21 protein-coding genes are annotated in these 26,376 nt (G+C 48.7%); 3 read left to right on the top strand and 18 right to left on the bottom strand.

Translation table 11 applies throughout. The features are described 5' to 3' along the window. Positions 1 to 19: 19 nt before the first annotated feature. The 5 genes from KNQ12_RS15170 to KNQ12_RS15150 all read right to left on the bottom strand — a co-directional run bounded on the left by KNQ12_RS15170 (position 20) and on the right by KNQ12_RS15150 (position 7,435). Entirely contained in the window at positions 20 to 1,126 is a 1,107-nt protein-coding gene (locus KNQ12_RS15170) for an LCP family protein (protein ID WP_235147617.1), read from the bottom strand. A gap of 299 nt (positions 1,127 to 1,425) precedes the next feature. Continuing rightward, positions 1,426 to 2,187, bottom strand: coding sequence for a glucosamine-6-phosphate deaminase (gene nagB / locus KNQ12_RS15165; RefSeq protein WP_214749763.1), 762 nt, complete (start codon positions 2,185 to 2,187; stop codon positions 1,426 to 1,428). Continuing rightward, complete coding sequence (gene nagA / locus KNQ12_RS15160) at positions 2,184 to 3,341, bottom strand: N-acetylglucosamine-6-phosphate deacetylase (protein ID WP_214749766.1); 1,158 nt, start codon at positions 3,339 to 3,341, stop codon at positions 2,184 to 2,186. Before nagA ends, nagB begins: the two co-directional genes overlap by 4 nt. A gap of 183 nt (positions 3,342 to 3,524) precedes the next feature. Beyond that, on the bottom strand, positions 3,525 to 6,083 hold the full coding sequence (gene mprF / locus KNQ12_RS15155; protein WP_058265718.1) for a bifunctional lysylphosphatidylglycerol flippase/synthetase MprF: 2,559 nt from the start codon (positions 6,081 to 6,083) through the stop codon (positions 3,525 to 3,527). Continuing rightward, a complete protein-coding gene (locus tag KNQ12_RS15150; RefSeq protein WP_023467101.1) occupies positions 6,080 to 7,435 on the bottom strand; it encodes an MATE family efflux transporter in 1,356 nt (451 codons plus the stop codon). The genes mprF and KNQ12_RS15150 overlap by 4 nt, the downstream gene beginning before the upstream one ends. A gap of 92 nt (positions 7,436 to 7,527) precedes the next feature. Here KNQ12_RS15150 and KNQ12_RS15145 point away from each other — a divergent pair, with 92 nt between their 5' ends. Next, the gene (locus KNQ12_RS15145) at positions 7,528 to 8,316 is read left to right on the top strand and encodes a CHAD domain-containing protein (RefSeq protein ID WP_214749769.1); all 789 of its coding nucleotides are present in this window, start codon (positions 7,528 to 7,530) and stop codon (positions 8,314 to 8,316) included. Here KNQ12_RS15145 and glsA read toward each other — a convergent pair. From glsA to KNQ12_RS15130, 3 genes are all read right to left on the bottom strand, one after another. Continuing rightward, complete coding sequence (gene glsA / locus KNQ12_RS15140) at positions 8,307 to 9,239, bottom strand: glutaminase A (protein ID WP_023467099.1); 933 nt, start codon at positions 9,237 to 9,239, stop codon at positions 8,307 to 8,309. The genes KNQ12_RS15145 and glsA overlap by 10 nt on opposite strands. A gap of 127 nt (positions 9,240 to 9,366) precedes the next feature. Continuing rightward, a complete protein-coding gene (gene clpB, locus KNQ12_RS15135) occupies positions 9,367 to 11,943 on the bottom strand; it encodes an ATP-dependent chaperone ClpB (protein WP_087682084.1) in 2,577 nt (858 codons plus the stop codon). A 6-nt stretch (positions 11,944 to 11,949) separates the two neighbouring features. Beyond that, complete coding sequence (locus KNQ12_RS15130) at positions 11,950 to 12,807, bottom strand: DnaJ C-terminal domain-containing protein (protein ID WP_214749772.1); 858 nt, start codon at positions 12,805 to 12,807, stop codon at positions 11,950 to 11,952. Between the two features lie 195 nt (positions 12,808 to 13,002). Between KNQ12_RS15130 and KNQ12_RS15125 the strand changes: the two genes are divergently transcribed. Continuing rightward, positions 13,003 to 13,197 (top strand): YwbE family protein, encoded by a 195-nt coding sequence (locus KNQ12_RS15125; protein ID WP_023467094.1) that lies wholly within the window; start codon positions 13,003 to 13,005, stop codon positions 13,195 to 13,197. Between the two features lie 56 nt (positions 13,198 to 13,253). Here the strand turns inward: KNQ12_RS15125 and KNQ12_RS15120 are convergent, their stop codons facing one another. From KNQ12_RS15120 to KNQ12_RS15110, 3 genes are all read right to left on the bottom strand, one after another. Further along, positions 13,254 to 14,429 (bottom strand): M20 metallopeptidase family protein, encoded by a 1,176-nt coding sequence (locus KNQ12_RS15120; RefSeq protein WP_214749775.1) that lies wholly within the window; start codon positions 14,427 to 14,429, stop codon positions 13,254 to 13,256. 13 nt (positions 14,430 to 14,442) lie between these two features. Next, on the bottom strand, positions 14,443 to 15,297 hold the full coding sequence (locus KNQ12_RS15115) for a MurR/RpiR family transcriptional regulator (RefSeq protein ID WP_050678993.1): 855 nt from the start codon (positions 15,295 to 15,297) through the stop codon (positions 14,443 to 14,445). Between the two features lie 271 nt (positions 15,298 to 15,568). Continuing rightward, a complete protein-coding gene (locus KNQ12_RS15110) occupies positions 15,569 to 16,747 on the bottom strand; it encodes a CamS family sex pheromone protein (RefSeq protein ID WP_023467087.1) in 1,179 nt (392 codons plus the stop codon). Between the two features lie 134 nt (positions 16,748 to 16,881). Here KNQ12_RS15110 and KNQ12_RS15105 point away from each other — a divergent pair, with 134 nt between their 5' ends. Continuing rightward, complete coding sequence (locus tag KNQ12_RS15105; protein WP_023467085.1) at positions 16,882 to 17,463, top strand: class D sortase; 582 nt, start codon at positions 16,882 to 16,884, stop codon at positions 17,461 to 17,463. A gap of 72 nt (positions 17,464 to 17,535) precedes the next feature. On the opposite strand, the gene ligA is transcribed toward KNQ12_RS15105, so the two are convergent. From ligA to KNQ12_RS15070, 7 genes are all read right to left on the bottom strand, one after another. Then, positions 17,536 to 19,530, bottom strand: a complete 1,995-nt coding sequence (gene ligA / locus KNQ12_RS15100; RefSeq protein WP_047394971.1) for an NAD-dependent DNA ligase LigA — start codon at positions 19,528 to 19,530, stop codon at positions 17,536 to 17,538. A gap of 14 nt (positions 19,531 to 19,544) precedes the next feature. Beyond that, a complete protein-coding gene (gene pcrA / locus KNQ12_RS15095) occupies positions 19,545 to 21,770 on the bottom strand; it encodes a DNA helicase PcrA (protein ID WP_035412308.1) in 2,226 nt (741 codons plus the stop codon). 45 nt (positions 21,771 to 21,815) lie between these two features. Continuing rightward, complete coding sequence (pcrB, locus tag KNQ12_RS15090) at positions 21,816 to 22,511, bottom strand: heptaprenylglyceryl phosphate synthase (RefSeq protein WP_214749778.1); 696 nt, start codon at positions 22,509 to 22,511, stop codon at positions 21,816 to 21,818. 62 nt (positions 22,512 to 22,573) lie between these two features. Beyond that, complete coding sequence (locus KNQ12_RS15085; protein ID WP_035398958.1) at positions 22,574 to 22,798, bottom strand: hypothetical protein; 225 nt, start codon at positions 22,796 to 22,798, stop codon at positions 22,574 to 22,576. A gap of 12 nt (positions 22,799 to 22,810) precedes the next feature. Continuing rightward, complete coding sequence (locus tag KNQ12_RS15080) at positions 22,811 to 24,190, bottom strand: TrkH family potassium uptake protein (protein WP_035398960.1); 1,380 nt, start codon at positions 24,188 to 24,190, stop codon at positions 22,811 to 22,813. A 37-nt stretch (positions 24,191 to 24,227) separates the two neighbouring features. Beyond that, a complete protein-coding gene (locus KNQ12_RS15075; protein WP_023467078.1) occupies positions 24,228 to 24,542 on the bottom strand; it encodes a YerC/YecD family TrpR-related protein in 315 nt (104 codons plus the stop codon). 68 nt (positions 24,543 to 24,610) lie between these two features. Further along, positions 24,611 to 26,350 (bottom strand): adenine deaminase C-terminal domain-containing protein, encoded by a 1,740-nt coding sequence (locus KNQ12_RS15070; protein ID WP_214749781.1) that lies wholly within the window; start codon positions 26,348 to 26,350, stop codon positions 24,611 to 24,613. Positions 26,351 to 26,376: the final 26 nt, after the last annotated feature.

The following is a 26,376-nucleotide window of genomic DNA, read 5'->3' as shown; positions in this document are numbered from 1 at the left end:
CAAGGGGATTTTCCAACGCTTATTGTTGAGTTTCTGTATTGGGAATTGACTCTTCTGTCGTACTTTGTGCCGGGTCTGTCTCTTCCTTGATCGGTTCGACTTCTTGACCTTGCATCGCTTTCGCTAAATTACTTTTCACTTGCTCCAATTGATTCGGATCGAGATGGTATTCCCATTTCCCGCTAATACCGATGTAGCCTTCTCCAGCGAGTTGGTACTCCGTCGTATTACGTAGCGCTGCTGTGAAATCTGCTAAGCGTGTATAATCGTTCGGACCTAAGTTCGTTTCGACGTTATCACCGACAGCATCCAAAATATCACGGTATGCACTGAGGGAACGGAAACTTGCCGCTTCTTTGGCGACCGCCTGAATGACTTGCATCTGTTTTTGACCGCGTCCGATATCACCGAGCGGATCATCATGACGGTTCCGGACGTAAGCAAGTGCTTGCTCTCCTGTTAAATGTTGCATCCCTTTATCAACAGTGACAGTACCGGCTTTACGTTTTGAATCTTGCTCTTTGAACGCATATCGTACATCGATGTCTACGCCGTCCAATGCATCGATCAATTGAACAAATCCTTGGAAATTAACTTTAACAACGTGATCTATTTGAATACCGAGTAGGTTTTCTGTCGTTTCACGTGCTAATTTAATCCCATTATAGGAATTCGATTGATCCATCGAACCGAAGTAATGGGCATGGGTGATTTTATCTTGCTCAACACCTGTCTTACCATAAGGTACATCGTATTTCGAATAATCGATGTTCACGAGTGAATCACGTGGAATACTCGTCAACACTAATTGTTCCGTTTTTTTATTTAAGATTCCGACGATCATGACATCTGATCGCGCCGGTTCATTTCGTTCTTTACTTTTTTTCGTTTCATCCGTTCCAAGAATCAAGAACGATTCAGACGGAACATCATCATATTTAGAGCTCACCTTTGAGCCAGGAATCTTAATCTGCGTCTTTGCCAATGTTTCTTGCGTTTTAATAAAAACAGCTCCAGCATATCCAGAACCGATGATTGTGACAAGCAGGACGAGTGCAGCGATGACCTTTAAGAACATCTTGCCAGCACTTGGTTGTCTCTTTCGTGCGGATCGCGTTTCCATCATGTAAACCCTCATTTTCATGTAAATTTTCCGTAAAGTTCGCTAATCTCCATTATCCGTACATTTAATGAAATGTCAATTTACGTTTCGATTAAAGAAATCGTATGGAATCGTTGCACTGAAAAAATAATGGACCCTTAGTGCGCTGTATCATGAGATTGAATGATCTTGGTATATGTCCTGTTGATGCCTTTCTATCAAAATAAAAAATCGCTTGAGACTAGGCTCAACAGAATCAAAAAAAGGAATAGAGTCAATCCAATGATTGTCTCTATCCCTTTTGATTCATCGCTCTTCCATCGTCATACTTTCATGAAATTCAGATAAGCCGCTCGTCCTGTACGTTTAGCGTCATCTGACAATAAAGATGCAGCTTCTTCGTCCAAAATCACCATGACATCAGCATGACGCTTGAGTACAGTCGCTGGACAATCCGTTGTTGCGACACCTTCCATCATGTCGCGAACCGCTTCTGCCTTTCGTTCACTAGAAGCAACGAGAAGGATTTTCTTCGCTTCCATGATCGTGCCGATTCCCATTGTGATCGCCTTCTTTGGTACTTCTTCTAATCGATCAAAGAATCGTTGGTTCGCTTCTCGTGTCGACTCCGTCAATTCCGTTACGTGTGTCTTAGCATCGAACGGTGTACCTGGTTCATTGAAGGCGATGTGTCCATTCGCTCCGATTCCAAGTAATTGAATGTCGATTCCTCGATTGCGGACGAGCGCTTCATATCGTTCACTTTCGCGCACGGGATCTTCTGTGTTCCCGATTGGAACGAATGATTCCTTAAACGCGACATCTTTGAATAGATGCTCTTGCATGAATGTATGATAACTTTGTGGATGCTCTGGGCTGAGACCGACATATTCGTCTAGATTAACCGTCGTCACATGTCGACAATCGAGCGAATCCTTCCGCCATTCTTCATAGACGCCGACCGGTGAACTTCCCGTTGCCAGTCCTACCGTCAAACCTTCTGGGTGACGCTCAATTTCCTGTTTCAAAAATTGATAGGCCACTTGTGCTAATTCTTCTCCTTTTTCTACGATCATCCATTTCATGAGGTAGACTCCTTTCCGTTCGTGATCCGGTGTCGCGTACCACGATGAATCGTTTCTTGAATGTGTAGCGCTTCGTCGAGCAGGACGATGTCCGCATCCTTGCCGACCGAGAGGCTTCCCTTTTGAGTCAATTGAAGTTCTTTTGCCGCATTGACCGATGTCATGCGGACCGCTTCTTCGAGCGAACAGCCTGTATAGGCGATGATATTCCGTAAGGCGGCGTCCATCGTTAAGACACTTCCAGCTAAGCTTCCGTTTTCAAGACGTGCCGCACCGTCTCGAACGAATACAGCCTGACCACCTAACTCATATTCACCATCAGCTAATCCTTTTGCACGCATCGCATCCGTGATGACGATCAGTCGATCTGCGCCTTTCATTCGGTAGGCGAAGTCGACCATTTCTGGCGCACTGTGAATCCCATCCGGAATGATCTCCGCATAGACGTCTGGTGTCAGGAGGCAATATCCGACCGTGCCCGGTTCCCGGTGATGAAGTGCCCGCATTTGATTGTAGAGGTGGGTACCATGCGTGACGTGACCGGCTTGGTTTTGGGCATACGTCGCGTCTGTATGTCCGGCTGACGGAATCGCACCCGTCAAGCGCACCGCTTCTTCGAACGCCCGTGCTCCCGGGCGTTCCGGAGCGTATGTGACGAGCTTGATCGTGTTCCCTGCTGCTTTTTGCCATTTCAAGAACTGCTCGACATCCGGTTCGACGATATGTTCGTGAGGCTGTGCACCCGCATAATCCGGATTGATGAATGGTCCTTCAAGATGAACGCCGACGATCGTTGTATCGTCTTGCGCTACGACTTCTCGGACCGTCTCAAGCGCGCGTGTGATATTTCCCCAGTCCTGAGTAATCGTCGTCGCTAAAAATGATGTCACACCTTCTTGTAACATCTGTCGGCTGAAATGACGCAACCTCTCGACATCTCCATCCATGACATCGACATCATATCCCCCATGAATATGCACATCGATCATTCCCGGAATGAGTGATTGATGCTGCGCATCGATCATCTCTTCTCCTGCGATTTCCTCGAATTTCGACATGGGGCCAATCGCCTCGATTGTTCGGTCAAAACGAATGAAGCCGTCTTCAATCGTATGCTCTCCCGTGTAAATCCGAGCATTGATGATCACTGTCATCTGGCATCTTCCTTTCTCTATCCGTTCCATGACTTGCTTCCGTATCTAGTATAACGCGATTAATTCTAGTTGTATAGACCTTTGTACATTTAAACAAAATTATAAAAGGACGATCCCGCATATCCGTAGATATAGGGTCGCCCTTTGTATACCCGTCGATTGCCGACTTCATGCGTCAGTCGATCATGGTAATAAAATCCGGTCTTTCTTTCGAGAAATCAGACGCGTTGCTTTTAAGATTGCCATCGGTAACGATTGACGCTTTCGGTAAGCCAGATATCGTCCTTCCCATTTTGGATCATACTTTTCTTTGTATCGTCGTAGACCGGTGAAACTATACATGTAGCGAATATTATTGAAGACATCCGCTGCCACACGTTCTTGCCAGAAGGACGTCTCGTCTTCTCCGACAGACGAAAGCGGAGCCATTCCCATGTTGAACGTGTGGTAGCCTTCATCTTTCGCATACTCGAATAGTCGGATGAACATCGCATCCATGATTCCATTCGGTCCATCTGGTCGAAAACGCATCAAGTCAATCGATAGGACCCCTTCTTGGTAAGCAGGCATGAATGTCATGAACCCGATCAATCGTCCTTCCGCTTCACGCATGATGCCAATCGGTGCCCGGTTTAAATAAGGTTCGTGGAAGTAACCGAGCGAGAAACCTTTCTCGGACTTCCCTCCTAACCATTCGTCGGAGACCTCTTGTAGTTCTGCTAATAGTGTTCCTGAAATAGGTGGCTCGACTACTTCGAACGTCATGCCCTCTCGTTCAAAGCGATTTTTAATCGATCGAAGTCCAGCTCGTTTTTTCCCTGATACAGTGAAAGATGGGATATCAACGATCGCTTCTTCCCCGAGTTTGAAGAAGTTGAAGCCAAAATCATGATAGAGAGACATATTTTGCGCTTGAATTTGATAGATGTTCGGAATATATCCAAGATCTTCGACGCGACGTAAGAAAGACGCGATGACTTGTGAATGTTCCTTCGGATCTCCACTGGGGTCGCCAAGGACCATGATCCGATTACCGGTCTGACTGAACTGGATGAATGAACGTCCTGTTTCGGAGAAGAAGAAACGTTTATCACCTAGAAACGCGAGATGGCTCAAATAATTCCCACCCTGCTCACGCAATACCGATTCAATCTTTTCAGCATCGAATCGCTCACCGAGAACCGGTTGATTGAATGTGTTGAATAAGCGGATGAAGACGAGAACATACACGAGCGCAAAGATAGAGGCACTCGCTGCAAACATGAAAATTTCGTGTGCCGGATACACTTTTGTTCCATCTGCTGATCCGAGTGTATAGAAGGCGTATCCAAAAAAGACGAATCCTCCAATGTACAATAGACCAGCGAAGGCAACCCGGATGAAGCGTGTCGTCGTAATGAGCGTTCGTTCTCGGTGAAATGCTTTTCGCGACATCAGTAGCAAGACGAGAACGAGGATGACGGCAAGGAAAGAAATCAAGTTAAAACCACGAAGTGCCATTCCAATCAATGCGAAAAAAGATGCCCCGTACATCATATATAACGACCGTTTTGTTCGACGATACAGTGCTGTCGATAAGAGGACGAACAATAAGCCGCCCATCAAGAAGAAACTATTCGCGAGTAACAGCGCTTCATGCGGTAATTTCGATTCCAAATATTCATATTGCGTCGAGACAGGTGGTAAAATCGCCAATCCCCAGATCGTGATCCCGGCAACGAGTGTGATCAATGCGAGTGTGAAATGACGAATTTTACTGAGGAATCGCAGTTGTAAGCGCCAAATGACGCCCCCGACCTCCATCGATGGACCCACGATCGGTTTGTCTTCGATCATCTTGACGACCGGACCGCTGAACTCCCGAGCTGAGAAAATGACACCGATCAGGAACGGAATCAAGTAGTAGACAAGACGGTAGATCAATAATCCTGTCAAGACGATGCCTTCCTCGACACCCGCACGCTGCATGCCGATCAAAAACACTAAGTCAAACGAACCAAACCCACCCGGTACCATCGAGATCAAACCGGCTGTCGCAGCGATGATGAAAACACCGATGACTTTTGAGAAACTGACATCCGTTCCGAGCGCTGCCAAAATCAGATAGACGACAACGCCAGCACTGAACCATTCTGCGAGTGAGACGAGTGAATATAACGCAATCGATTTCGGATGGATGCTGCTATTGCCTCGTCGAAACGAGAACAGCAGATAGAGTGGAAAGAAGAATGCGACACCAATGATGACGGGCCACAACCATTTTTTTAAATCGAGTACTTCGAACGCTGGAAAAACGTGCAGAAGCGATAAGGCAGATAAGATGGACAATCCACTGATCAACGTCGGTGCCATCCAGCCGATTGCCTTCAACAAACGACCGCCTTCAACAAATGGTCGATAAAGAGCGGAGCGGATCGCCATCCCAGCGAGACCACCGAATCCGATGATCCCGTTAAAGGAGTTCGCAATCCAGGATGCTCGGAAAATCAATCCGATCGGTGCTTTCGCCTCCAATGAACGTAATAAGAAGAAGTCATAAAAGAACATCGTCGAGACGGCCGCAAGACCTGCGAAAATCAACAGGATGAATTGCCAAGATGGGACTTGACGAATCGCTTGAATCGACTCCTGTAGCGATAAACTACGCAATTCGTTTTGTCCTTGATAAAAAATGAATCCAATCAAGACGATCGGCAAGATGATCTTCGCAATCGTCATGATGCGTTGTTTTGAGAATTTCAAGCTGCCAGCCTCCTTGATTTACGGATTAAGTGCATAAGACGAACAAGTAGTAGCGTTGCTCCGACCGCAAGACCGATGATCAATCCCCACCAGTAACCATCTGGTCCGAGCGTCGTATAGCGTTCGAGATAAAAACCTAATGGTAGTCCAATGACCCAGTAGGCAGCAATCGTCAACAAGAAGGTGACGTTGACATCCTTGAATCCACGTAATGCACCTTGCGTCGGTGCAGCAACGGCATCCGACAGTTGAAAGAAAATCGCTAAAATCATGAAGTGTGCGGCTGCTTCGATGACTTGAGGATCACGACTATATAAAGCGGCAAGTTCTTCATTCTTTAAGTACAATAAGATTCCGGAGAACAAGGAGACGGCAACACACATCGTCAATCCAATGACGACGTACTGGACAGCGTCCTTGATTCGTTTGGCACCGACCTCAAAACCGACTGTGATCGTCAAAGCGGACGCAGCAGATAATGGGATCATATAGACGAACGAAGCGAAGTTGATGGCCGCTTGATAGGCACCGATGATGACATCGCCGTACGCTCCGAGCAGCAACGTGACCGCCGAGAAAATACTGACTTCAGAAAAAATCGCTAGACCAATCGGAGCACCGAGTAGAATCAATTCCTTGATTCGCTTCATATCTGGACGGTAAAAGCGCCGCAGAATCCCAAGGCGTTGAAATAATTCTCCTTTGAAGACGACAGCGATGATCGCTAGACAGAGAATCCAGTAAGTGATGGCAGTCGCAACTCCCGCGCCCACTCCACCAAGTTCCGGAAAACCGAAGTTTCCGAAGATGAATAGATAATTGAAAAGGACGTTAATGGGTAAAGAGATTAGTAGTAAGACCATCGTGATATTTGATTTGCCTAATGAATCGACGAGTGTTCGTAACACGAAGAAAACGAACATCGGTACGATTCCGAGTGCTAACATCACGAGGTAATTTCGTGCGACTTCACGCGCTTCTGCCGATAACTCCATCCGTTCGAGAATCGGATTGACAGCGATAAGTCCGATGACGACGGTCAAACCAATGATCACGACAGCAACATACAACGCCTGCATGACGATTCGTTTGACTTCCCGCTCGCGTTTCGCTCCCATCGCTTGGGAAACGAGCGGTGCGACGGCAAGTAGAATACCCGTCAGTCCTGTGTAGACGGGTGCCCAGAGACTTGCTCCGACCCCGACGCCTGCTAAATCAGCAGAACCATATCGACCGGCCATGACCGTATCGAAAAAACTAATTAAGTAAAACGCGACTTGCGTTACGAGGATGGGAAAGAAAATTTTCATGAATTGCTTCATCTTTCCTGAGAACGTAACTGTTTCTAACATGTTTCCACCACATTTCAGGAGGAGTCCTCCTTAATTTTAAAACCTAACACTCTTGAACTCTTACGAAAATAATCCGAGGAGGGATTCATCTCATGAACCATCGAGATACTGAAAAGCTGACTTTCGAACTGCTTGAGACATGGTCGACCTTCAATCATTATGCCAAAGAGGCTCAAACGTTTGAGAATCCGGAAGATGTCCATCAAGCGCGGATTCGGTTACGGAAACTGATCACATTCGCCCGATTGGTCGATTTGACGGAGGAACCCGTTTATTTGATTTGGAAGCGGCTGATGCATGCTTTCGGCGAAGTCCGTGACCTCGACGTACAACTCGAAGCGACCTCAAACAAAACAGAAATCGATCAGTTGTTCGCGAACCATGTCGCTCTGCAACTTCAAGGAAAACGTTCGACTTTAATCGAGACGATGCATCTCTTGATCTCCAATGAACTGAATCGATCCGTTCGTCGCTTTTTAGCTGGTCCGATGACAAAGCGCCTCAAGCGGATGTCAGAAAAAGAGCTGATTCAGGCCGCTGAGAAACGCTATGAGAAAAAACGTGAACAATTTGAAAAAGTGCAACGAAAGGATGGAACGAAGCGTGTCGAACGGATGCATGAATTACGGCTTGCTACAAAAGCATACCGTTATACGGTCGAGTACCTTCGTCCCTACACGCATCAACCGAAGTCTGCTGTTGATCGTCTAAAGACAACCCAGACACGACTCGGACACATCAATGATACGTATCAGCGATTAGAAAGATGGCGCTCTTTCGAGGTTCCATCTGCTTATCAAGAAGAGCGTTTGCGTCAGATCAAGCGGTTAGAGGAGGAGCTACGTTCTGCGCTTGATCAGATTGAAATCGCTCATGGATGACGTTGAACGAGTAATTCCAGCATTTTTGTTCCGGCAATGGAGTTTCCTTTTGCGTCAAGCGATGGTCCAAAGACACCGATTCCGAGATCAGCCATATCGAAATCACTTCGACCGCAAGCAACGACTGCACCGGAAACACCACTTTTTCCTGGAAGCCCGACTTGGACGGAAAATTCTCCAGATGCATCGTACATGCCACACGTCGTCATGATCGCTCGAATGATTCGTGCGTTCCGACGTGAAATGACTTGGCGTCCTGATGGTGTTTTTCCAGATGTACTCAAAATTTTCCCCATCATGGCAAGTCCTTTACAGTTCGTCAAAATCGCACATTGTTTCGTATAGACGTCGATGATTTCTTCGACATTGCCTTCGATGACACCGTGATAGCGCATGAAGTACAATAATGCGCGATTTAAATCCGTCGTTTCGAATTCCGATTCAGCAACATCTGCGTCATATTTTACCATTTCTACTTCAATATCCAATAGCTTTGCGATGAATTGACGCAATTGAAGTAATTTATCGGCAGCATCCGTTCCCGGTAACATGCTCGTCACGGCTAGTGCTCCTGCATTGATCATTGGATTAAGCGGTTTTGTTGGAATCGTCTCTTCGAGTTTTGCGATCGAATTGAACGCATCGCCCGTCGGTTCCATCCCGACTTTTGAAAAGACATAATCTTCTCCGAATGTCTCGAGGACGAATGCGAGCGTGATGATCTTCGATACACTCTGTAGCGTAAACATCGTATCCGCATCACCTGCCGAAACGAACGTTCCGTCGGCATTACAGACGGCGATTCCGAGCTGTGTCGGATCAACCTTCGCAAGCTCTGGGATGTAACTGGCGACTTGTCCAAGCACCGTATACGGACGGCATTCTTCAATCAACTCCTCGAGTTGGGCTTGTGTAACATTCATGGCGTTCCCTCTTTCTCTTTTTTTCTAGCTTATCACGCATCTGACGGATACGGATATGGTTCTTCCGTAAACGCTAAAAGGAGTCGACTCGTTTCAGCCGAGTCGACTCCTTTTTCTAGCATCTGCTTCATCCGTGGACGACAAGTTCACCGTCTTCTACATCAATCGCAATCCGGGCACCATCTTGAATCGCCCCACTAATCAAGGCACGGGCAAGTTTCGTCTCAATCGTTCGTTGCATATAACGATTGATTGGACGCGCGCCGTATTGTGGTTCAAATGCTTCTTCGAAAATCAACGTCTTCGCAGCATCCGTGACATCAATCGTAATACCACGTCCAGATAAACGTGAACTCATTTTCTCGACCGCTTTGTCGATGATTCGTTCGATTTCCGTCCGGTGGAGTGGATGGAATAAAATCGTATCATCGATCCGGTTCAAGAACTCCGGTCGGAAGTGGCGCTTCAGTTCTTGGCGAACGGCTTCCTCTTCCGCTGCATCGATGACACCATCTTTGGCTGCTTCAAGCAGGATTGGTGCCCCGATGTTTGACGTCATGATGACGATCGTGTTCTTGAAGTCGACGACACGTCCTTGCGCATCCGTCAATCGACCATCGTCTAGCAACTGAAGCAAGATATTAAAGACGTCCCCGTGCGCTTTTTCAATCTCATCGAACAACAGCACCGAATACGGGCTCCGTCGGACGGCTTCCGTCAATTGACCGCCTTCTTCATAACCAACGTATCCCGGAGGCGCACCGACGAGACGGGAGACATTGTGTTTTTCCATATACTCCGACATATCGATACGGACGATGTGATCTTCACTATCGAACATCGCCGCTGCCAAGGCTTTTGCGAGTTCTGTCTTCCCGACCCCTGTCGGACCGAGGAACAAGAACGAGCCAATCGGACGGTTCGGATCCTTGATGCCTGCTCGCGCTCGAATGACAGCGTCCGCGACGAGACGGACTGCTTCGTCTTGACCGAAGACGCGCTCATGAAGCGTATCTTCAAGATAAAGTAATTTTTCGCGTTCGCCCTGAGCAAGCCGCGTCACCGGAATACCGGTCCATTTCGAAACGATGTCGGATATCTCTTCTTCCGTCACCGCTTCTCGAACGAGTTCGTGTGAGACGTGTTCAGATGACTCTTCCGCGACTTTCAGACGTGCCTCAAGATCCGGAATTTGCCCGTACTTGATTTCCGATGCTCGGTTCAAGTCATAGCGCCCTTCCGCTTCTTGTAAGGCCAGTTTCGCTTTCTCAAGATCCGCACGTAACTGCTGAACACTTTGCGAACTCTCTTTCTCCCGTTCCCATCGTGTCCGTAGTGCACTCTCGTCTTCTCGGACAGAACTGAGTTCTTGCTGTAAGACGGCGAGTCGTTTCCGGGATGCTTCATCCGTCTCTTTCTTTAACGCTGCTTCCTCGATTTCGAGCTGCATGACTCGACGGACGAGCGAATCGAGTTCAGCTGGCATCGACTCCATATCGGTCCGAATCATCGCACATGCTTCATCAACGAGATCAATCGCCTTATCCGGCATGAACCGATCCGTAATATACCGATCGGATAACATCGCCGCCGCGACGAGCGCATTGTCATGAATCCGTACACCGTGGTGAATCTCGAATCGTTCTTTTAGTCCACGCAGAATGGAGATCGTATCCTCGACATCTGGTTCCGCGACGAGGACTTGTTGGAAGCGACGTTCGAGCGCCGGGTCCTTTTCGATATACTTCCGGTACTCATCCAGCGTCGTCGCACCGATACAGTGCAATTCTCCTCGCGCAAGCATCGGCTTGAGCATGTTTCCGGCATCCATTGCGCCGTCCGTCTTCCCAGCACCGACAATCGTATGCAACTCATCGATGAACAAGAGAATCTGTCCTTCGGCTTCCTTGACTTCATTCAAGACTGCTTGCAGTCGCTCTTCGAACTCACCACGGTATTTCGCACCAGCGACGAGCGCACTCATGTCTAAACTGAACAACTGCTTGTTCTTCAGACTCTCCGGTACATCTCCTCGGACGATCCGTTGCGCGAGTCCTTCAACGATTGCCGTTTTCCCGACGCCGGGTTCTCCAATCAAGACGGGATTGTTTTTTGTCTTCCGACTCAAAATCCGGATGACACGTCGAATCTCATCATCACGACCGATGACCGGGTCTGTTTTCCCAGACCGGAAATCCGCTACGAGATCACGTCCATATTTTTTCAGCACATCAAACGTCTCTTCAGGATTTTTCGTCGTGACCTTCCGATTGCCTCGCATACTGACGATCGCTTCCCGGAGTGTCTCTTCTGTGATGCCTTGACGACGTAGGTACTGAGCTGCTGGACTTGATTGTTTGATCAATGCTAGCAATAAGTGTTCGACGGAGACATAGTCATCCTGCATGAGACGCGCTTCCGTCTCTGCTTCCGTCAACACGTTCAGCAACGAGCCCCCGATCCGAGGCGTCGTCGCCTGGGACAAAGCAGGAAGCTTACCAATCGCCTCGTCAATCGCTCCATTCAATGTCTCAATCCGTTGATTCAGCTTTTCAAAGACGACTCGTGCAATCCCTTCTTCTTGAGCAAGTAAGGCAAGTAACAAATGCCATTCTGTGATTTCACTATGACGACGTTGTTTCGCGATCGCTTGGGCAGAGACGATTCCCTCGTGTGCCCGATCCGTTAAACGTTCAAAATCCATCCTTGATCACTCCTTCACTGCAAGTTGACGTTCCCACTCTTCATAAAAGGCACGGTCCATCTCAGGTAACTTGACTTCGAGTTGGACAAGTAACGCCCCACGATGACCATTCGCTTGACTCAGACCACGATTTGGAATCCGGAGTCGTGCTCCTGGTTTCGTGCCCGGTTTGACTTTCAGTTTGATTCGTTTCCCTTCAAGCGTATCTACGACGACTTCGCCTCCGAGCACAAGCGTCGTCGGATGAACACGGGCGGTTGAAATGACGTCTTGGTCGACCCGTCGGAACTGATCGTCATCCTTCAAGTGAATCGTCACGTAAACATCTCCCGCGACACCTTGTCGGTTACGCATCGAACTTTTTCCACGTAAGCGAACTTTTTTACCGTCATAGACGTCTTTCGGAAGCTTCAGCTGGATCGAACCCGTCGCAAGACGCACCGTGACTTTTTCGTTCGTACTAAGATGACTGAGTGGGACCGTCAATTCAAGCTCTTCATCGGTCGACACTTCTTCCTGACTAAAGAACGAACCAAACATGTCTTCAAATCCGAACGATTGTCCAGGTCGTGTCCGTCCACCACCTCCGAACTGTCGGAACAGATCTTCGTAATCTCCAGCGCCACCAGCTCCAGCGCCTGCCATCTGGTCGAAGTTACTGCCGTATCGATCATACTGCGCTCGTTTTTCCTCATCTCCAAGCACATCGAAGGCTTCTTGGATATCCTTGAAACGCTGGTCCGCACTCGCCTCTTTATTGACGTCCGGGTGATACTGCTTCGCCAATTTGCGGTACGCGCGCTTAATATCTTGATTCGATGCATCCTTTGCGACACCGAGTGTTTGGTAGTAGTCTTTTGCCATTCGAATTCACTTCCTTTTCCTATACTTCATTACCTTAATTATAAAAGTCATATCTTAATTGGTCAAATATAGTCAAACTTTTTTCTGACATTCTGTTCTCTTTTCACTTTACGTCCTTGCGACAAACAAGTTTCACCGACTGAACCATGTTATACTGATAGCCAAACAGGAAATGAACGATGGGAGGATTTACAGATGGACGGTAAAACACGTAAAAATATCACGCCTGGTCTTAAAGTCAGCATCGTGTTGAAGCAAGATCAACGAACAGGTAAACGAACAGAAGGAATCGTCAAAGACCTTCTCACGAAATCACCGCAGCATCCGCATGGGATTAAAGTGCGCTTAGAAGACGGTCAAGTCGGTCGTGTTCAAGAAATTTTAGGATAAAAAGACAGCAATCGCTCGCCCTGATTCCTTTTCGGAGTCAAGACGAGCGATTTTTTTCATGCTTCAGTCGCTTGTTCTAAATACCGCCACGTCGCTTCGACGAGAATACGCGCTGCATCGAGCATCGCCGGCTCCTTAAAATCAAACTGCGGATGATGATGCGGTGGATACGAAGCATCTCCCGCTCCTGTAAAGAAGAACGCGCCCGGTACGTGTTGCAGATAATAAGCAAAATCCTCGCCACCCATCGTTGGTTCGATCTCAAATACACGCTCGTCTCCTAGAACTTCTCGTGCGACAGATTCAATCAATGCGGTGGGTGCAGCATGGTTGATGACAGCTGGATAGCCTTTTTCGTATGTAAAGTGATACGTTGCTCCGACTGCCTCACAGATTCCTTTGATCGTCCGCTCCATCCGCTCGATGATCTCGTCCGCTGTCGCTTCATCAAACGTCCGGACCGTTCCTGTCAACGTCGCTTGATCCGCGATGACATTAAACGTATTCCCCGCATGTAATGTTCCGACGGTCACGACTGTCGGTTCCAGTGGATTGAGTTGACGACTGACGATTGATTGTAATTCCTTAACGATCGTTGCCCCGAGTAAGACAGCATCAATCGTCTCATGTGGTTTCGCACCGTGTCCGCCTTTTCCATATAAGGTCAGCTCGAACTTATCAGCCGCTGCCATGATCGGACCGGTCCGAACACCGACATGTCCTAAATCGATTGTTGACCAAAGATGCGTTCCGAAGATGACATCGACCCCTTCGAGACAACCGTCCGCAATCATATCGCGTGCACCGCCCGGAACGACTTCTTCCGCATGTTGATGAATCAAGACGACGTTCCCCGGTAATGATTCCCGCTGTTGCATGAGCGTCTCTGCGACGGCCAGCAACGTCGCCGTATGACCATCGTGACCGCATGCATGCATCACACCCGGAACCGTTGACCGATACGCGACCTCTTTAGCGTCAGCAATCGGTAAGGCATCAAAGTCAGCACGTAACGCGACGGTCTTCCCCGGTTTTCCTCCACGAATATACCCGACGACACCACGTCCGCCGACCTCCGTCCTGACTTCGATTCCGAGCGCTTTTAAATGTTGCGCGATATAACGCGGGGTCTCGACTTCGTGAAACGACAACTCTGGGTGCTGATGTAAATAACGACGGCGCTCGACCATTTCTGGATACAACGCGTCTAGTCCGGCAGTTCGTTCTGACATATATGTATCCCCCTTATTTCTTTTGATGCAGTGTCTTAACGCTTTCTCGCGTGTATTGAAGACGTTCGAGTGTGTCTTCATAATGTCCCGCAGCATACGATAAGAACAAGACATCGATCGCAAATAGTTGGGCGAGACGTGAACTGAGCGCTGCACTACGAAGCGGCGCTTCCGGTGCGCGTGATGTCCAAAGCGCGATATCCGCGAGTTGGCTGATCCGATTGTCCCCGAAACGTGTCAGACTGATGACCTTCAGCCCTTGGATTTTCGCCAAACGGATCAACTCGACGACCTCTTCCGTTTCTCCGCTGTAGGAAATCGCAAAGAAGACATCTTCTTTACGTGCATTCGCTAAGATCGTCGCAAGTAGATGCTGGTCCGTTTCTTGAATCGCTAGTTTCCCGACACGCGTCCATTTTTGAGCAGCGTCTTCAGCTACGACATGCGATGCCCCAATCCCGTAAAAATAAATCGCGCGTGCCTGATCAATCACATCAATCGCATCCGCAATCCGTTCATCATTCAACTGCTTCGCAGTATCCTGTAACGCTTGAATGCTGTTACTAAGCGTTTTTTCAATCAAGTCGACAGGACGTTCATCCTTTTCGATATCGTGATACCCTTTTAAATCCGTCCGTGCTGTATCGGCAGAAATGCGCATCCGCAACTCCGGGTATCCCTTTAATCCGAGCGCGCGGCAGAAGCGGACGACTGCAGCGGCACTTGTATCTGATTCCTCTGCAAGTTGGTGGATCGTCATGCGCGCAATTTGGTTCATATGCGTCAAGACATAGTCTGCGACTTTTCGTGAGGATGATGGTAGTTCCTCTCGAACTGCACCGATTTGTGAATAGATACCGCCTTTCATCTAAATCTCCCCTTTATCCTCTTCTTCTTAAAAGAACTGACGATTCATCACTTACCGCGTCGTTCCTGTTTGTAGAACTGTTCTTCTTTCATTATGCTCTCTCCTACTAGCTTTCGTAAATCTAAAAAATGGGAAAGTGAAACAAAATACCATTCTTCTTCCATACCCTTCCTTTCTTATTCATATACTTCTCTCTTTCAGCGTCCGTTATATAAAAAAAGCGACATTCCGTCCATTGGAGGAATGTCGCTTCATAAAGTAAATCGAGAAATCAGCGAATCTTGACGATCGGTTTCTTTGTATCCGGATCGAGGAATAGCATCGCTTCCGTATCCCCGTTCAAGTTCGTCACAGTAATCGTCGTTGGAATGTTTCGATTATACTCCCAACGATTCTCAAGCAGATACGTCACGTACTGAACGAATGCGACGAGTTCTGCTTTTCCGTAAAATTGAACGGGAATCTTCATCTCAAGCTTTTTCAGTTCATCTTCTTGATAGAAGCCTTCCCCCATCATACCAGTGTAGTTCGGGAAGTAGTCTTCTAGACGGTCTTTGAATAAATCGAATTTCGCCGCATCATCCCGCACATCATTCGTCGCACGTGCCGACGGGTAGTAATAATAGCGCTCATTGTAGTTTTTCCAGTCGTTCGCACTGATTTGATTCCCGCGACCGATGAAGGCAGACGAGAGATAGTGACCGGAAACCGGTGACCCTTCTTTTTCCTGGAGGTAGAGAGCGACGTGAATCGGTGTCGTCTTCATCCCTTGTGTCTTACGCATCTTCTTGACTAAATCATTCGCCATCCGCTTTCCTTCAGCAACGACTTTCTTTTCATCAAGTTTAACGGTATAGGTTGGTCCATAGTTTTCATCTTGGAACACATACTCACTATTTAAGACAAGCGCAATCGACGTGCCACCGAGTTCGAGTTTCTTATCTTCTTCAAGCATGTAGTCTTGCTCTAAGATATGCGATAGAATCATAGGTGACTTTTGATTTTTTTCTTTATACGACTTACCAGACGTATAAGCTGGGTTCAGACCTTCAGGATCGCTGACGCCATCGCCTGCTTTTCCTTTTCGCAACAACCATTTCGCGATTTGGTCGGCTTCGAGTAACTGACCTTCTTGGTAATAGTATTTTTCCGGATCAAAAAACTGTGTCGAGTGACGCATTAAACCCGTTTCGATTTCATCAAGCTCAAGACGTGAACTGACACGTTTTTGTGTCATTCCACGTGCAACACTTGGACGAAACGGCAAGACCGTCCGGTAGTACGAATCCGTCGTATCAATGGCTGGACTGACAACGGCTTGGACTTCCTTACCTTGTTCACTTTCAGTAATGACTTCTTTCGTATCGCTCGTTGGCGAAAGGTCGAACGAACAAGCACCTAAAAATAACGTGCTCGATAACGTCAACGCTACTGCTGTTTTATAGTTCATCTCTATTTGCACCCCATGTTTTTAAATCGTTCTCTTTATCATAACAGAATCGTTTTCCATCGGGGAAGGACAAGTTTTTCCCTGATTTTTAAAAAAGACGATGCGCCTTAGCGTATCCGAAAGGACTTTTTCTCATGACACGTCGTAAATTCATCGGTCTGCTTTTTTTACTCGCAGGCATCGCTCTGATCGCTTGGCCCTTCATCAGTGACTATCAGCGTGAACAAGAGGCAGCCAATTTAAAAGAACAATGGACAAAAAGTTTGAAGACCGTCGATGCAAAAGAGACGAAACAACCGCTCGCAAAATCAGGTGTTGGACTGCTATCGATTCCAAGCATAGATTTCGAGCAAGTCATCTTAGAAGGCTCGACGACAGCGGTCTTAGACCGTAGTATCGGTCATATTCCAGAAACCGGATCACCCGGAAAAGGCAATTATGCGCTCGCCGGACACCGAAGTTTCACGGAAGGGCTTCATTTCAATCGCCTGCCTGACGTCAAAAAAGGCGATACCGTCGTCGTCACGACAAAAACACATCGGTATACGTACCGCATCACATCCAGTCGTCTTGTCACACCGACGACATTGTCCGTCCTCGATCAATCTGTCGCTTCCCCAACCATCACATTAATCACCTGTGATCCACCAGAAACGGCAACGAATCGTCTCATCAAACAAGGTACTTTGATTCGGAGCGAGACGATTGCTTCGTGACAAGGATGAACACGAAAAAAGGAAGGCGGAATTCCGCCTTCCTTTTTATTTGATTGTTCTCATTCATTCTTCTCACGCTTCGTGTTTAGCTAATTCTTCTAACAGACGCGCTTCATCCCAAATTTCGATACCAAGCGATTCCGCTTTCGTCAGTTTAGAGCCTGCCTTTTCCCCTGCGACGAGTACGTCCGTCTTTTTACTGACACTTCCTGTCACATCGGCTCCGAGTGCTTCGAGTCGTTTACCGGCCTCTGACCGTTTTAAGCTCTCGAGCGTCCCCGTCAAGACGATCGTTTTGCCGCCGAGCGGTGCATTCGTCTGATCGACCCGTTCCCCAAGGAAACGTTGATTGACGCCGAGTTGTTCCAAATCACGAATCAATGCCTGTGCTTCCGGATGCTCGAAGTACTTCACGATTGAATCTGCGATTTTCCCCCCAATGCCATCGATTGCGACAATCTCATCGTAGCTTGCAGCCGCAATCCCTGCTAACGAATCAAAACGTTCCGCTAAGAGATACGCCGCTTTTTGACCGACGAGTCGGATTCCGAGACCAAATAAGAGACGCTCGACCGAGTTCTGTTTCGAGGCTTCGATCGCCGCAAGTAATTTATCGACGGACGTCTCACCCATGCGGTCAAACGTCAATAATTCCTCACGATCGAGTCGATATAAATCGGCAATCGTCCGGATCGCTTCATGGTCATACAATTGACGAACGACTTTTTCACCGAGACCGTCAATGTTCATCGCTTGACGCGAAACGAAGTGAATGATGCCTTCCATCAATTGCGCTGGGCATTCCGGACTGACACAGCGGATGTCGACTTCACCTTCGAGACGGACAAGTTCCGACTGACAGGCCGGACAATGCGTCGGGAAGACGATTGGTGTCTCTTCCCCCGTTCGCTCTGCCGTGACGACCTGTACGACTGCCGGGATGACATCGCCCGCTTTTTTAATGATGACCGAGTCCTGAAGGCGGATATCTTTTTCAGCGATGAAGTCGGCGTTGTGTAGTGTCGCATATGTCACCGTCGATCCCGCGACGACGACCGGTGCAAAACGGGCACGAGGCGTGACTTTCCCGGTCCGACCGACACTGAAATCAACGTCTTCGACTGTCGTCATGACTTCTTCCGCCGCGAACTTATAGGCTGTCGCGAAGCGGGGACTTTTTGCTGTGAAGCCGAGCTCTTCCTGATCATCGTATCGATCGACTTTCAAGACGATTCCGTCGATCTCATATGGCAGGCTCGCGCGTGCTTCCGTCCAATGTGCGATGTAGGCAAGAATCTCTTCCACCGTCTCACACGTCTGCATATGTTGATTGGTCGGTAACCCGAGTGAAGCGAGTTGGGCCATCGCTTCGCTATGTGAACGGGCCGTCAACGTATTGACGCCGACGCCATACACGAACAACGACAGATTGCGCGACGCTGTAATCGACGAATCCAGCTGACGCAGACTACCTGCGGCCGCATTACGCGGATTCGCGAACAATGTCTCTTCCCGGCTTGCCCGGTCTTCATTCAAGCGTTCGAACGATTGTTTCGGCATGTAAGCCTCACCGCGGACCTCGACCGTCTCTTCTGCCTGCAAACGCAGCGGTAACGCTTTGATCGTCCGTAGGTTCTGCGTGATGTTCTCACCGACTGTTCCATCGCCACGCGTCGCCCCACGAACGAATCGACCGTCTTCGTATTTCAGCGAAATCGCAAGTCCATCGAATTTCAGTTCGGCGACATACGTCGTCGAACGTCCGAGCGACCGCTCAATCCGAGCAACCCATTCGCGAATTTCCGTCTCATCAAAGACGTTTCCGAGCGACAGCATCGGTAAATCATGCGTCACCTTCTCGAACGCTTCGAGCGGTGCCGCGCCGACGCGTTGCGTCGGCGAATCCGGTGTGATCAGTTCTGGATGCTCTGTTTCTAACTCCGTCAGTTCACGAAGCAATTGATCGTACGTCGCATCCGGTACCGTTGGTTGATCCAGTACGTAGTATTCGTAGCTGTATCGGTTCAATGTTTGACGAATCTCATCTATACGCTGGCTTGCGTCCATCTGTGGACCTCCCGTCATACCTTTTTAATCGGTGCGAATTTCGCGAGCAATCGTTTGATTCCGACTGCTGGGAATGCGATATCGATTTCAAGATTATCCCCTTCACCACGAGTCTGGACGACTGTACCGAGTCCCCATTTCCCGTGCTCTGCCTTATCTCCGACCGACCAACCGAGCGTTTCCGCACCTGACGTCTTCATTGCTGTCGGTTTACTGATCGAGCGACCGATGACGGCCTTGCCTTGCGGGACAGGACGGTCTTCCCATGGGAGTGGCTTCGCTTTTTTACCTGTCCGCTCGATGACGACTTCCGGCAGCTCTGCTAGGAACCGTGATTCTTGGTTCGCGTTCGTCCGTCCATAAAGGGAGCGCATCCGCGCATGTGACAAGTAAAGGCGTTTCTCAGCACGTGTGATCCCGACATACGCGAGGCGACGTTCTTCTTCCATCTCGTCTTCATCTTGAAGCGAGCGGCTATGTGGGAACAAGCCTTCCTCCATCCCAATCAAGAAGACGACAGGGAACTCGAGCCCTTTTGCCGAGTGAAGCGTCATCAACGTGACTTGTTCTTCCGGATCCGTCTCGTCGAGTGAATCAACATCGGCGACGAGTGTCAAATCGGTCAAGAAGGCGATGATCGTCCGGTCTTCCGGATCGGCTTTTGCCGTCTCCTTCTCGAAGTTTTGCGCAACAGTGATGAACTCGTTGATGTTCTCGAGACGACTTTGTGCTTCAAGCGTCTTATCTTCCTTCAGCACTTGACGATAGCCTGATTTTTCGAGCACTTCTTCGACCAGTTCCGACAGGCTGATGAATTCTTGCATTTGACTGAGTCCAAGAATCATCGTCCGGAAATCCGTCAGCTTCGCTGCCGTCTTCGGTGCGATACTCGACAATTCGATATCGCGAATCGCTTCCATCAATGACACACCCTGTAAGTCGGCGAAATCACGCAGCTTATCAATCGTCGTTGCGCCGATGCCACGTTTTGGTTCGTTGACGATCCGCGCGAAGGACAGGTCTTCATCCGGATTCGAAATCAAACGGAGATAAGCAAGTACGTCCTTGATCTCTTTACGATCGTAGAACTTCGTGCCGCCAATCATTTTGTACGGAACGTTCGACTTAAGAAGCGTTTCCTCGATCGCACGCGATTGTGCATTCGTCCGGTACAGAATCGCGATATCGCTCAGTTTCATCCCGTAACGAAGCGAGTTCCGAATCTCTTGGACGATATAAAAGGCTTCTTCCCGCTCATTCTCTGCCGTATGGACGATCAGCTTCTCGCCTTCATCATTATCCGTCCAAAGTTTCTTGTCTTTGCGTGTCGAGTTATTTTGGATGACATGGTTAGCCGCTTCCAAGATCCGTTTTGAAGAACGGTAGTTTTGCTCGAGTAAGATGACAGCTGCATTCGGATAGTCCTCTTCGAACGAGAGGATGTTCGCGATGTCAGCACCACGCCAGCGATAGATTGACTGATCCGAGTCCCCGACGACACAGAGATTCTGATGTCCCGATGCTAACAGGTTGACGAGATCATACTGGGCTTTGTTCGTATCTTGATACTCATCGACATGAATGTAGCGGAATTTCTTCTGATAGTAAGCAAGGACATCCGGACTCTTCTTGAACAATTCCGTCGTTTTTCCGATCAAATCATCAAAGTCGAGCGCGTTGTTCCGGCGTAAGACCGCTTCATATCCTTTATAGATTTCAGCAACTGTCTTTTCATACGGGCTCGTCACGATCGAGGCGTAGAATTCAGCACTGCGTAATTCATTTTTCTGTGACGAGATGATCGTCAGCATCGAACGTGGATCCCATTTTTTCGGGTCCAAGTTTTGTTCCTTTAAGACGAGCTTGATCGCCGACTGCTGATCACTTGAATCAAGAATCGTGAAGTTACGATCGTATCCAAGCTGATCGATGTCGCGACGTAACATCCGGACGCACATCGAGTGGAAGGTCGAGACCCAAATATCGTTCGCGACACCACCGACCAAACGACCGATCCGGTCTCGCATTTCTCGCGCCGCCTTGTTCGTGAACGTAATCGCGAGGATGTTCCACGGTGCGACTTGTTTAGCCGCCATCAAATAAGCGACCCGATGTGTCAGGACGCGTGTCTTCCCGGAACCGGCTCCTGCCATGATCAGCAGTGGGCCTTCCGTATGCTTGACTGCTCTTGCTTGCTCAGGGTTTAGTCCACTGACGAGCTGTTCACTCAAATTAAACATATCAATAGCCTCATTTCTTATATTCCGAACTTTTGTTCCTATATTTTATCGTGTCGCTGCGACAGTCGCAAGCGCTGCTTTTAAATCATCATAAATGACGTTCCCGACGACGATCGTATCCGCATACTGCAGCATCTCACGCGCTCGCTCTTCGGAGTCGATTCCTCCACCGTAAAACAGGCGTGCCTGCTTCAAGACATCGCGAACGGCTGCGACTCGTTCCGGTTCTCCGTAAACGCCACTGTATTCGAGATACACGACCGGTAGACGGAAGACGCTATCCGCTAACTGCGCATAAGCGACGGTCTCATCTAATGTTAGCGGTTTTGCTTGTGTCACATGCGCGACTTTCGCATCAGGATTCAGGACGATATACCCTTCCCCGACAAGATCAGCATGCGCCAGCATATGACCGACTTGTTCTAACGCCTCGACTTGTTTTTCGACGACGTACTCTAATGTACCCGCATTCAGGACCGTCGGTGTCAGATACGCATCAAATCCCATCGTTGCGGCTTCGAGTTCAGAAATCTCGAGTGCCACTGCGACTGGATACCGGCGCAAACGCATCAAGAGATCAAGCGTCGCATCGAGTGTGATGTCATCTGTTCCACCGACAAGAATCGCATCCGTTCCGGACGTCGCAATCGCCTGCAGGCTAGCATCATCAATTGGTTTTGCTGGATCTAGTTTAAAGACATGTCGCCATTCATTAAAAGGTAATAACACGGTTCGTCCCATCCTCTCTTTCTCATTCCACATTCAGTATAAAACAAAAAACCATCTCGCGCAGGGCGAGATGGTCAGACGTGTGTCCGTCGTTTCGTCAATAACGATGCGAGTAACAACGCAAAGACGGCATATACCGGCACGAACGCCCACGGTTCTGCCAAAAAGAAGCCGAGTACCGGAACGTCCAGTAACGGCGAATCCGGTGAACAGAGTGCTCGGCCGTTGACGAGCGCCAAAAACGGTAAGACAGGAACAGCAAAGATGTAGGCGAAGTTAATCCAAAAGGCACGTTTCATAAAAGAGCCTCCTTATCCGATGATGACGGATTCCTTCGGATAGTTGTAGTTACGTTTCGGTTGGTTCGCTTTCAGGAGAAGAACGAACGAGATGACACCGATTCGACCGATGAACATCAGCACAGACAACGTCCATTTTCCGATATCCGATAATTGATCCGTGATGCCGAGCGATAGACCGGTCGTTCCGAACGCTGAACAGGCTTCAAAAAACAGTACAAGGAACGGGGCATCTTCGACAAGCAACAAGACGATCAATCCGACCATCGTCACACCAGTCGAGACGACGATGACGACAAAGGCTTTCCAGATGTCTGACTGACCAATCTCTCGACCGAAGATTTTGATGCCGTATTCGCCTCGGATGAAGGCGATGACACTCAAGACGGCGACGGCGAACGTCGTCGTTCGAATCCCCCCACCAACGGAAGACGGTGACGCTCCGATGAACATCAAGAGCGACAAGACGAAAATCGATGCCTGCGAGAAGGACGTGATGTCGACCGTCGTCAATCCCCCGTTTCGGGTCGTGACGGATTGGAACAAAGCGTCGACGAGCTTCTCATCGATCGGTAAACCTTTAAAGGATTGGTTCCATTCAAATAGCAGCAATGCTACCGTTCCGAATAGGACGAGAATGAAGAACGTTGACGCCGTCAATTTTGTAAACAGTGAAAAATGATACGGTTGACGTGTCGCTTGGCGTGTCGCCCGGTACGAGATGTAGCGCCGGACTTCGACGAGTACCGGAAAGCCGATCGCACCAAGCGTCAGCAACAAAATTTGCATGAAGACGACGAACAAATCACCACGAAACGGTAGTAACGATTCACCCGTGATATCAAAACCAGCATTCGTCGTCGCACTGACCGATCCGAACAGTCCTTGAAGCATCGCTTCTCCGAGTGTCGGAAAATATTTCGTGTAATATAGTCCGAGAATCAAAGCCCCGATCAATTCAATCGAGACGATGATCAAGATGACTTCGCGAATGTATTTGACGACCCCTTGCATCGTCGTCTGGTTCTGATCTCGGACGACAAGCTGGCGTTCCCGAAAGCCGATTCGTTTTCCGAGGATGACCCACATCGCGATATGAAGCGACATCAAGCCAATTCCGCTGACTTGTACTAAAATCATGATCATGAAGTAACCGAACGTCGTGAAGGTTTCTGAGACCGAGACCGTCGTCAAACCCGTGACACTGACACAACTAACCGCCATGAAGACAAGGTCCGTGAAGTCCCAGTCGTAATTTCCTTTCGTCGACCACGGCAGACCGAGCAGAATGATTCCGATGATGACAGCAACGAAGTAGATGATGACGAGTGACTGGATGGGCGTCAACTTTCGAATGAAATGTTGAATTCTTTGTTGTAACGCAAAATCCAATGTGACACGCCCCCCTTCATAGAAGTAGCGGATAACATTAGTTATCCGCTACTTCTTGCTCGATAAGACCTAGGCGGGCAAGCGCCAGATCATAACCGCCCGAACCGTAGTTCAAGCAACGTTTGACACGCGAGATCGTTGCTGTTGAAGCACCGGTCGCCTTTTCGATTTTGTGATACGTATTGCCTTCACGTAATTGACGTGCGACTTCAAGACGTTGGGCGAGCGCCTGGATTTCGTTGACGGTCGCTAAGTCTTCGAACAACGTATAACAATCTTCTAATGAATCCATCTTCATGATGGCTGTAAATAACTGATCCAATTCTTTTCCACGCAATTTATCGAGTTGCATCTTGTGACTCCCTTTCCCATTCAATTGCTCTTTAATAGTTTAAAGCGCGACGTTTTAAAATTCAAGCATCATCGCAAAATCGCTGGGAAAAGGACTTTTTTCCGAAGGACTTCGTAAATACCTTGTGGTGTGATTCGCACATATGGTAGATGTGTCGACGCTAGGAATAGCAACGTATAGACAGGATCTTCAAACGCATAACCGCGTTCGAACAAGGCTTCCCGTAGAGCGGTTTCCTGAACGATCAAATCTTCGAGTGGCAATTCGGACGTCTGCCCCATCAAGGTCAACGGAACTTCAGCGATGACTTCTCCGTCCTCGACGAGAACGATTCCGCCGCCGAACGCTTTCATTCGATCAAACGCGACTTGCATGTCTCGTTTCGATTTACCGATCATCAAGATATCACCGCTAATCGAGTACGAACTGACGAGACCACCGACTTGTGTCGCAAAGTTTTTCAGAACGGTATTCAGTCGCCACTTCCCTTCCCGGTCGAGTAACATCAGGAAGGATTCATCACATCCTGTCGGTAGCACAGGCACACTTGTATCGTGTTCGACTTGATAGAGCTTCATGATGACGGAATTGACCATCTCAAGACCAACCGGCATGCTAAACGAAAAATCCTGTTCCGTTAACGAAACCTGGACTTCTGAACGTGGCATGAGCGCATAGACAGCATCAAGCGCTTCTGCCGGGTAACAGGGGATGTCGGCTTGACGGACCCATGTGCCGCGCGCAAGTACGGCGACAGGTGTCGGTGCATCTTTTGCCTCAAGGAAATTGAGATGCGCGATTCGTCCTGGTGCGATACTCCCGAGTAGATGATCGAGATTAAAATGACGCGCTGCATTGTACGACGCGATCCGGTACGCTTCTTCGACCGGGATGCCTGCCTCGAGCATCAATCGGATCGTCTCATCCATCATGCCTGCCTTATAAAAGGACGGCGTTGAACCATCTGTCGTCACTAGCACCTTATCGAACTGCGTCAACCCTGCTTCGACGAGACCTTTAAAGATATCCGGTAGATCTGGACGAATCGATGAATAACGAATCGTCGTCGTATAGCCAAGTTCAAGACGTGTCATCGCTTCTTCGACCGTCATCGCTTCGTGATCGCTCGTCACGCCATACAGCGCCATCTTCGTCAGCGTCTTCGCTGAAGCACCAGGGAAATGACCTTCGATCGGTTTTCCGAGTTTGATCGCATCCTGCATCCAATGGAGCAATTCATCGTCCCCTTGCGAGAGACGTGGCCATCCCGTCAACTCACCTGCTTGGATGACTTGTGGATGCTTGAGCCACGCTTGAATCCGGCGATTATCGATCGAGATACTGTCGGCATCAAGCTCGGTTTGTGCGTCGAGTCGTGCCCACCAGTACATCGAGGTTGGTAAGTCTGCTAGCGCCTCAACTTGAGCAAACGCTTGCTCCGTCGGCTCTAATAATAACAACATATTGTCGTTGACGAGCGTCGATGTTCCCCGCTCTGCTGCGAATTTTGCAAGACTCGCTGGATTGTAAAGTTGGAACGGATGGGCATGGGGTTCAATGTAACCGGGTACGATATATTGACCTGTCGCATCATGGTACGCATCGGCTTGTTCCGGCATCTCTGGACCGACATAGACGATCCGGTCGCCACTGATCCAGATGTTCGCCGTCCGCCATGCTTTGACACCATGATTCAGGTAAGTGGCATTCTGTATGACAAGTGTCGGTGCAAGCTTTCCGCTGATGACCGCTTGGTGTGTTCGTACTTCAGATTTCGTCCAAGGGGATCTTCCACAATTTTTTTTCACGAAAGCTCGACCTCCTTTGTTTTATT

Origin of the sequence: Exiguobacterium sp. s11, assembly GCF_018619015.1 — a bacterium.
In the GTDB taxonomy this organism is placed as follows: Bacteria; Bacillota; Bacilli; order Exiguobacteriales; family Exiguobacteriaceae; genus Exiguobacterium_A; species Exiguobacterium_A indicum.
The sequence above is the reverse complement of the archived record's forward strand: the minus strand, read 5'-3'. Positions and strand labels throughout refer to the sequence as shown.

What these genes read in the sequence shown, in the direction of transcription:
- KNQ12_RS15170 (WP_235147617.1), bottom strand. Translation starts at nt 1,126, where the DNA reads ATGATGGAAACGCGATCCGCACGAAAGAGACAACCAAGTGCTGGCAAG.
- nagB (WP_214749763.1), bottom strand. Translation starts at nt 2,187, where the DNA reads ATGAAATGGATGATCGTAGAAAAAGGAGAAGAATTAGCACAAGTGGCC.
- nagA (WP_214749766.1), bottom strand. Translation starts at nt 3,341, where the DNA reads ATGACAGTGATCATCAATGCTCGGATTTACACGGGAGAGCATACGATT.
- KNQ12_RS15150 (WP_023467101.1), bottom strand. Translation starts at nt 7,435, where the DNA reads ATGTTAGAAACAGTTACGTTCTCAGGAAAGATGAAGCAATTCATGAAA.
- KNQ12_RS15145 (WP_214749769.1), top strand. Translation starts at nt 7,528, where the DNA reads ATGAACCATCGAGATACTGAAAAGCTGACTTTCGAACTGCTTGAGACA.
- glsA (WP_023467099.1), bottom strand. Translation starts at nt 9,239, where the DNA reads ATGAATGTTACACAAGCCCAACTCGAGGAGTTGATTGAAGAATGCCGT.
- clpB (WP_087682084.1), bottom strand. Translation starts at nt 11,943, where the DNA reads ATGGATTTTGAACGTTTAACGGATCGGGCACACGAGGGAATCGTCTCT.
- KNQ12_RS15130 (WP_214749772.1), bottom strand. Translation starts at nt 12,807, where the DNA reads ATGGCAAAAGACTACTACCAAACACTCGGTGTCGCAAAGGATGCATCG.
- KNQ12_RS15125 (WP_023467094.1), top strand. Translation starts at nt 13,003, where the DNA reads ATGGACGGTAAAACACGTAAAAATATCACGCCTGGTCTTAAAGTCAGC.
- KNQ12_RS15120 (WP_214749775.1), bottom strand. Translation starts at nt 14,429, where the DNA reads ATGTCAGAACGAACTGCCGGACTAGACGCGTTGTATCCAGAAATGGTC.
- KNQ12_RS15115 (WP_050678993.1), bottom strand. Translation starts at nt 15,297, where the DNA reads ATGAAAGGCGGTATCTATTCACAAATCGGTGCAGTTCGAGAGGAACTA.
- KNQ12_RS15110 (WP_023467087.1), bottom strand. Translation starts at nt 16,747, where the DNA reads ATGAACTATAAAACAGCAGTAGCGTTGACGTTATCGAGCACGTTATTT.
- KNQ12_RS15105 (WP_023467085.1), top strand. Translation starts at nt 16,882, where the DNA reads ATGACACGTCGTAAATTCATCGGTCTGCTTTTTTTACTCGCAGGCATC.
- ligA (WP_047394971.1), bottom strand. Translation starts at nt 19,530, where the DNA reads ATGGACGCAAGCCAGCGTATAGATGAGATTCGTCAAACATTGAACCGA.
- pcrA (WP_035412308.1), bottom strand. Translation starts at nt 21,770, where the DNA reads ATGTTTAATTTGAGTGAACAGCTCGTCAGTGGACTAAACCCTGAGCAA.
- pcrB (WP_214749778.1), bottom strand. Translation starts at nt 22,511, where the DNA reads ATGGGACGAACCGTGTTATTACCTTTTAATGAATGGCGACATGTCTTT.
- KNQ12_RS15085 (WP_035398958.1), bottom strand. Translation starts at nt 22,798, where the DNA reads ATGAAACGTGCCTTTTGGATTAACTTCGCCTACATCTTTGCTGTTCCT.
- KNQ12_RS15075 (WP_023467078.1), bottom strand. Translation starts at nt 24,542, where the DNA reads ATGCAACTCGATAAATTGCGTGGAAAAGAATTGGATCAGTTATTTACA.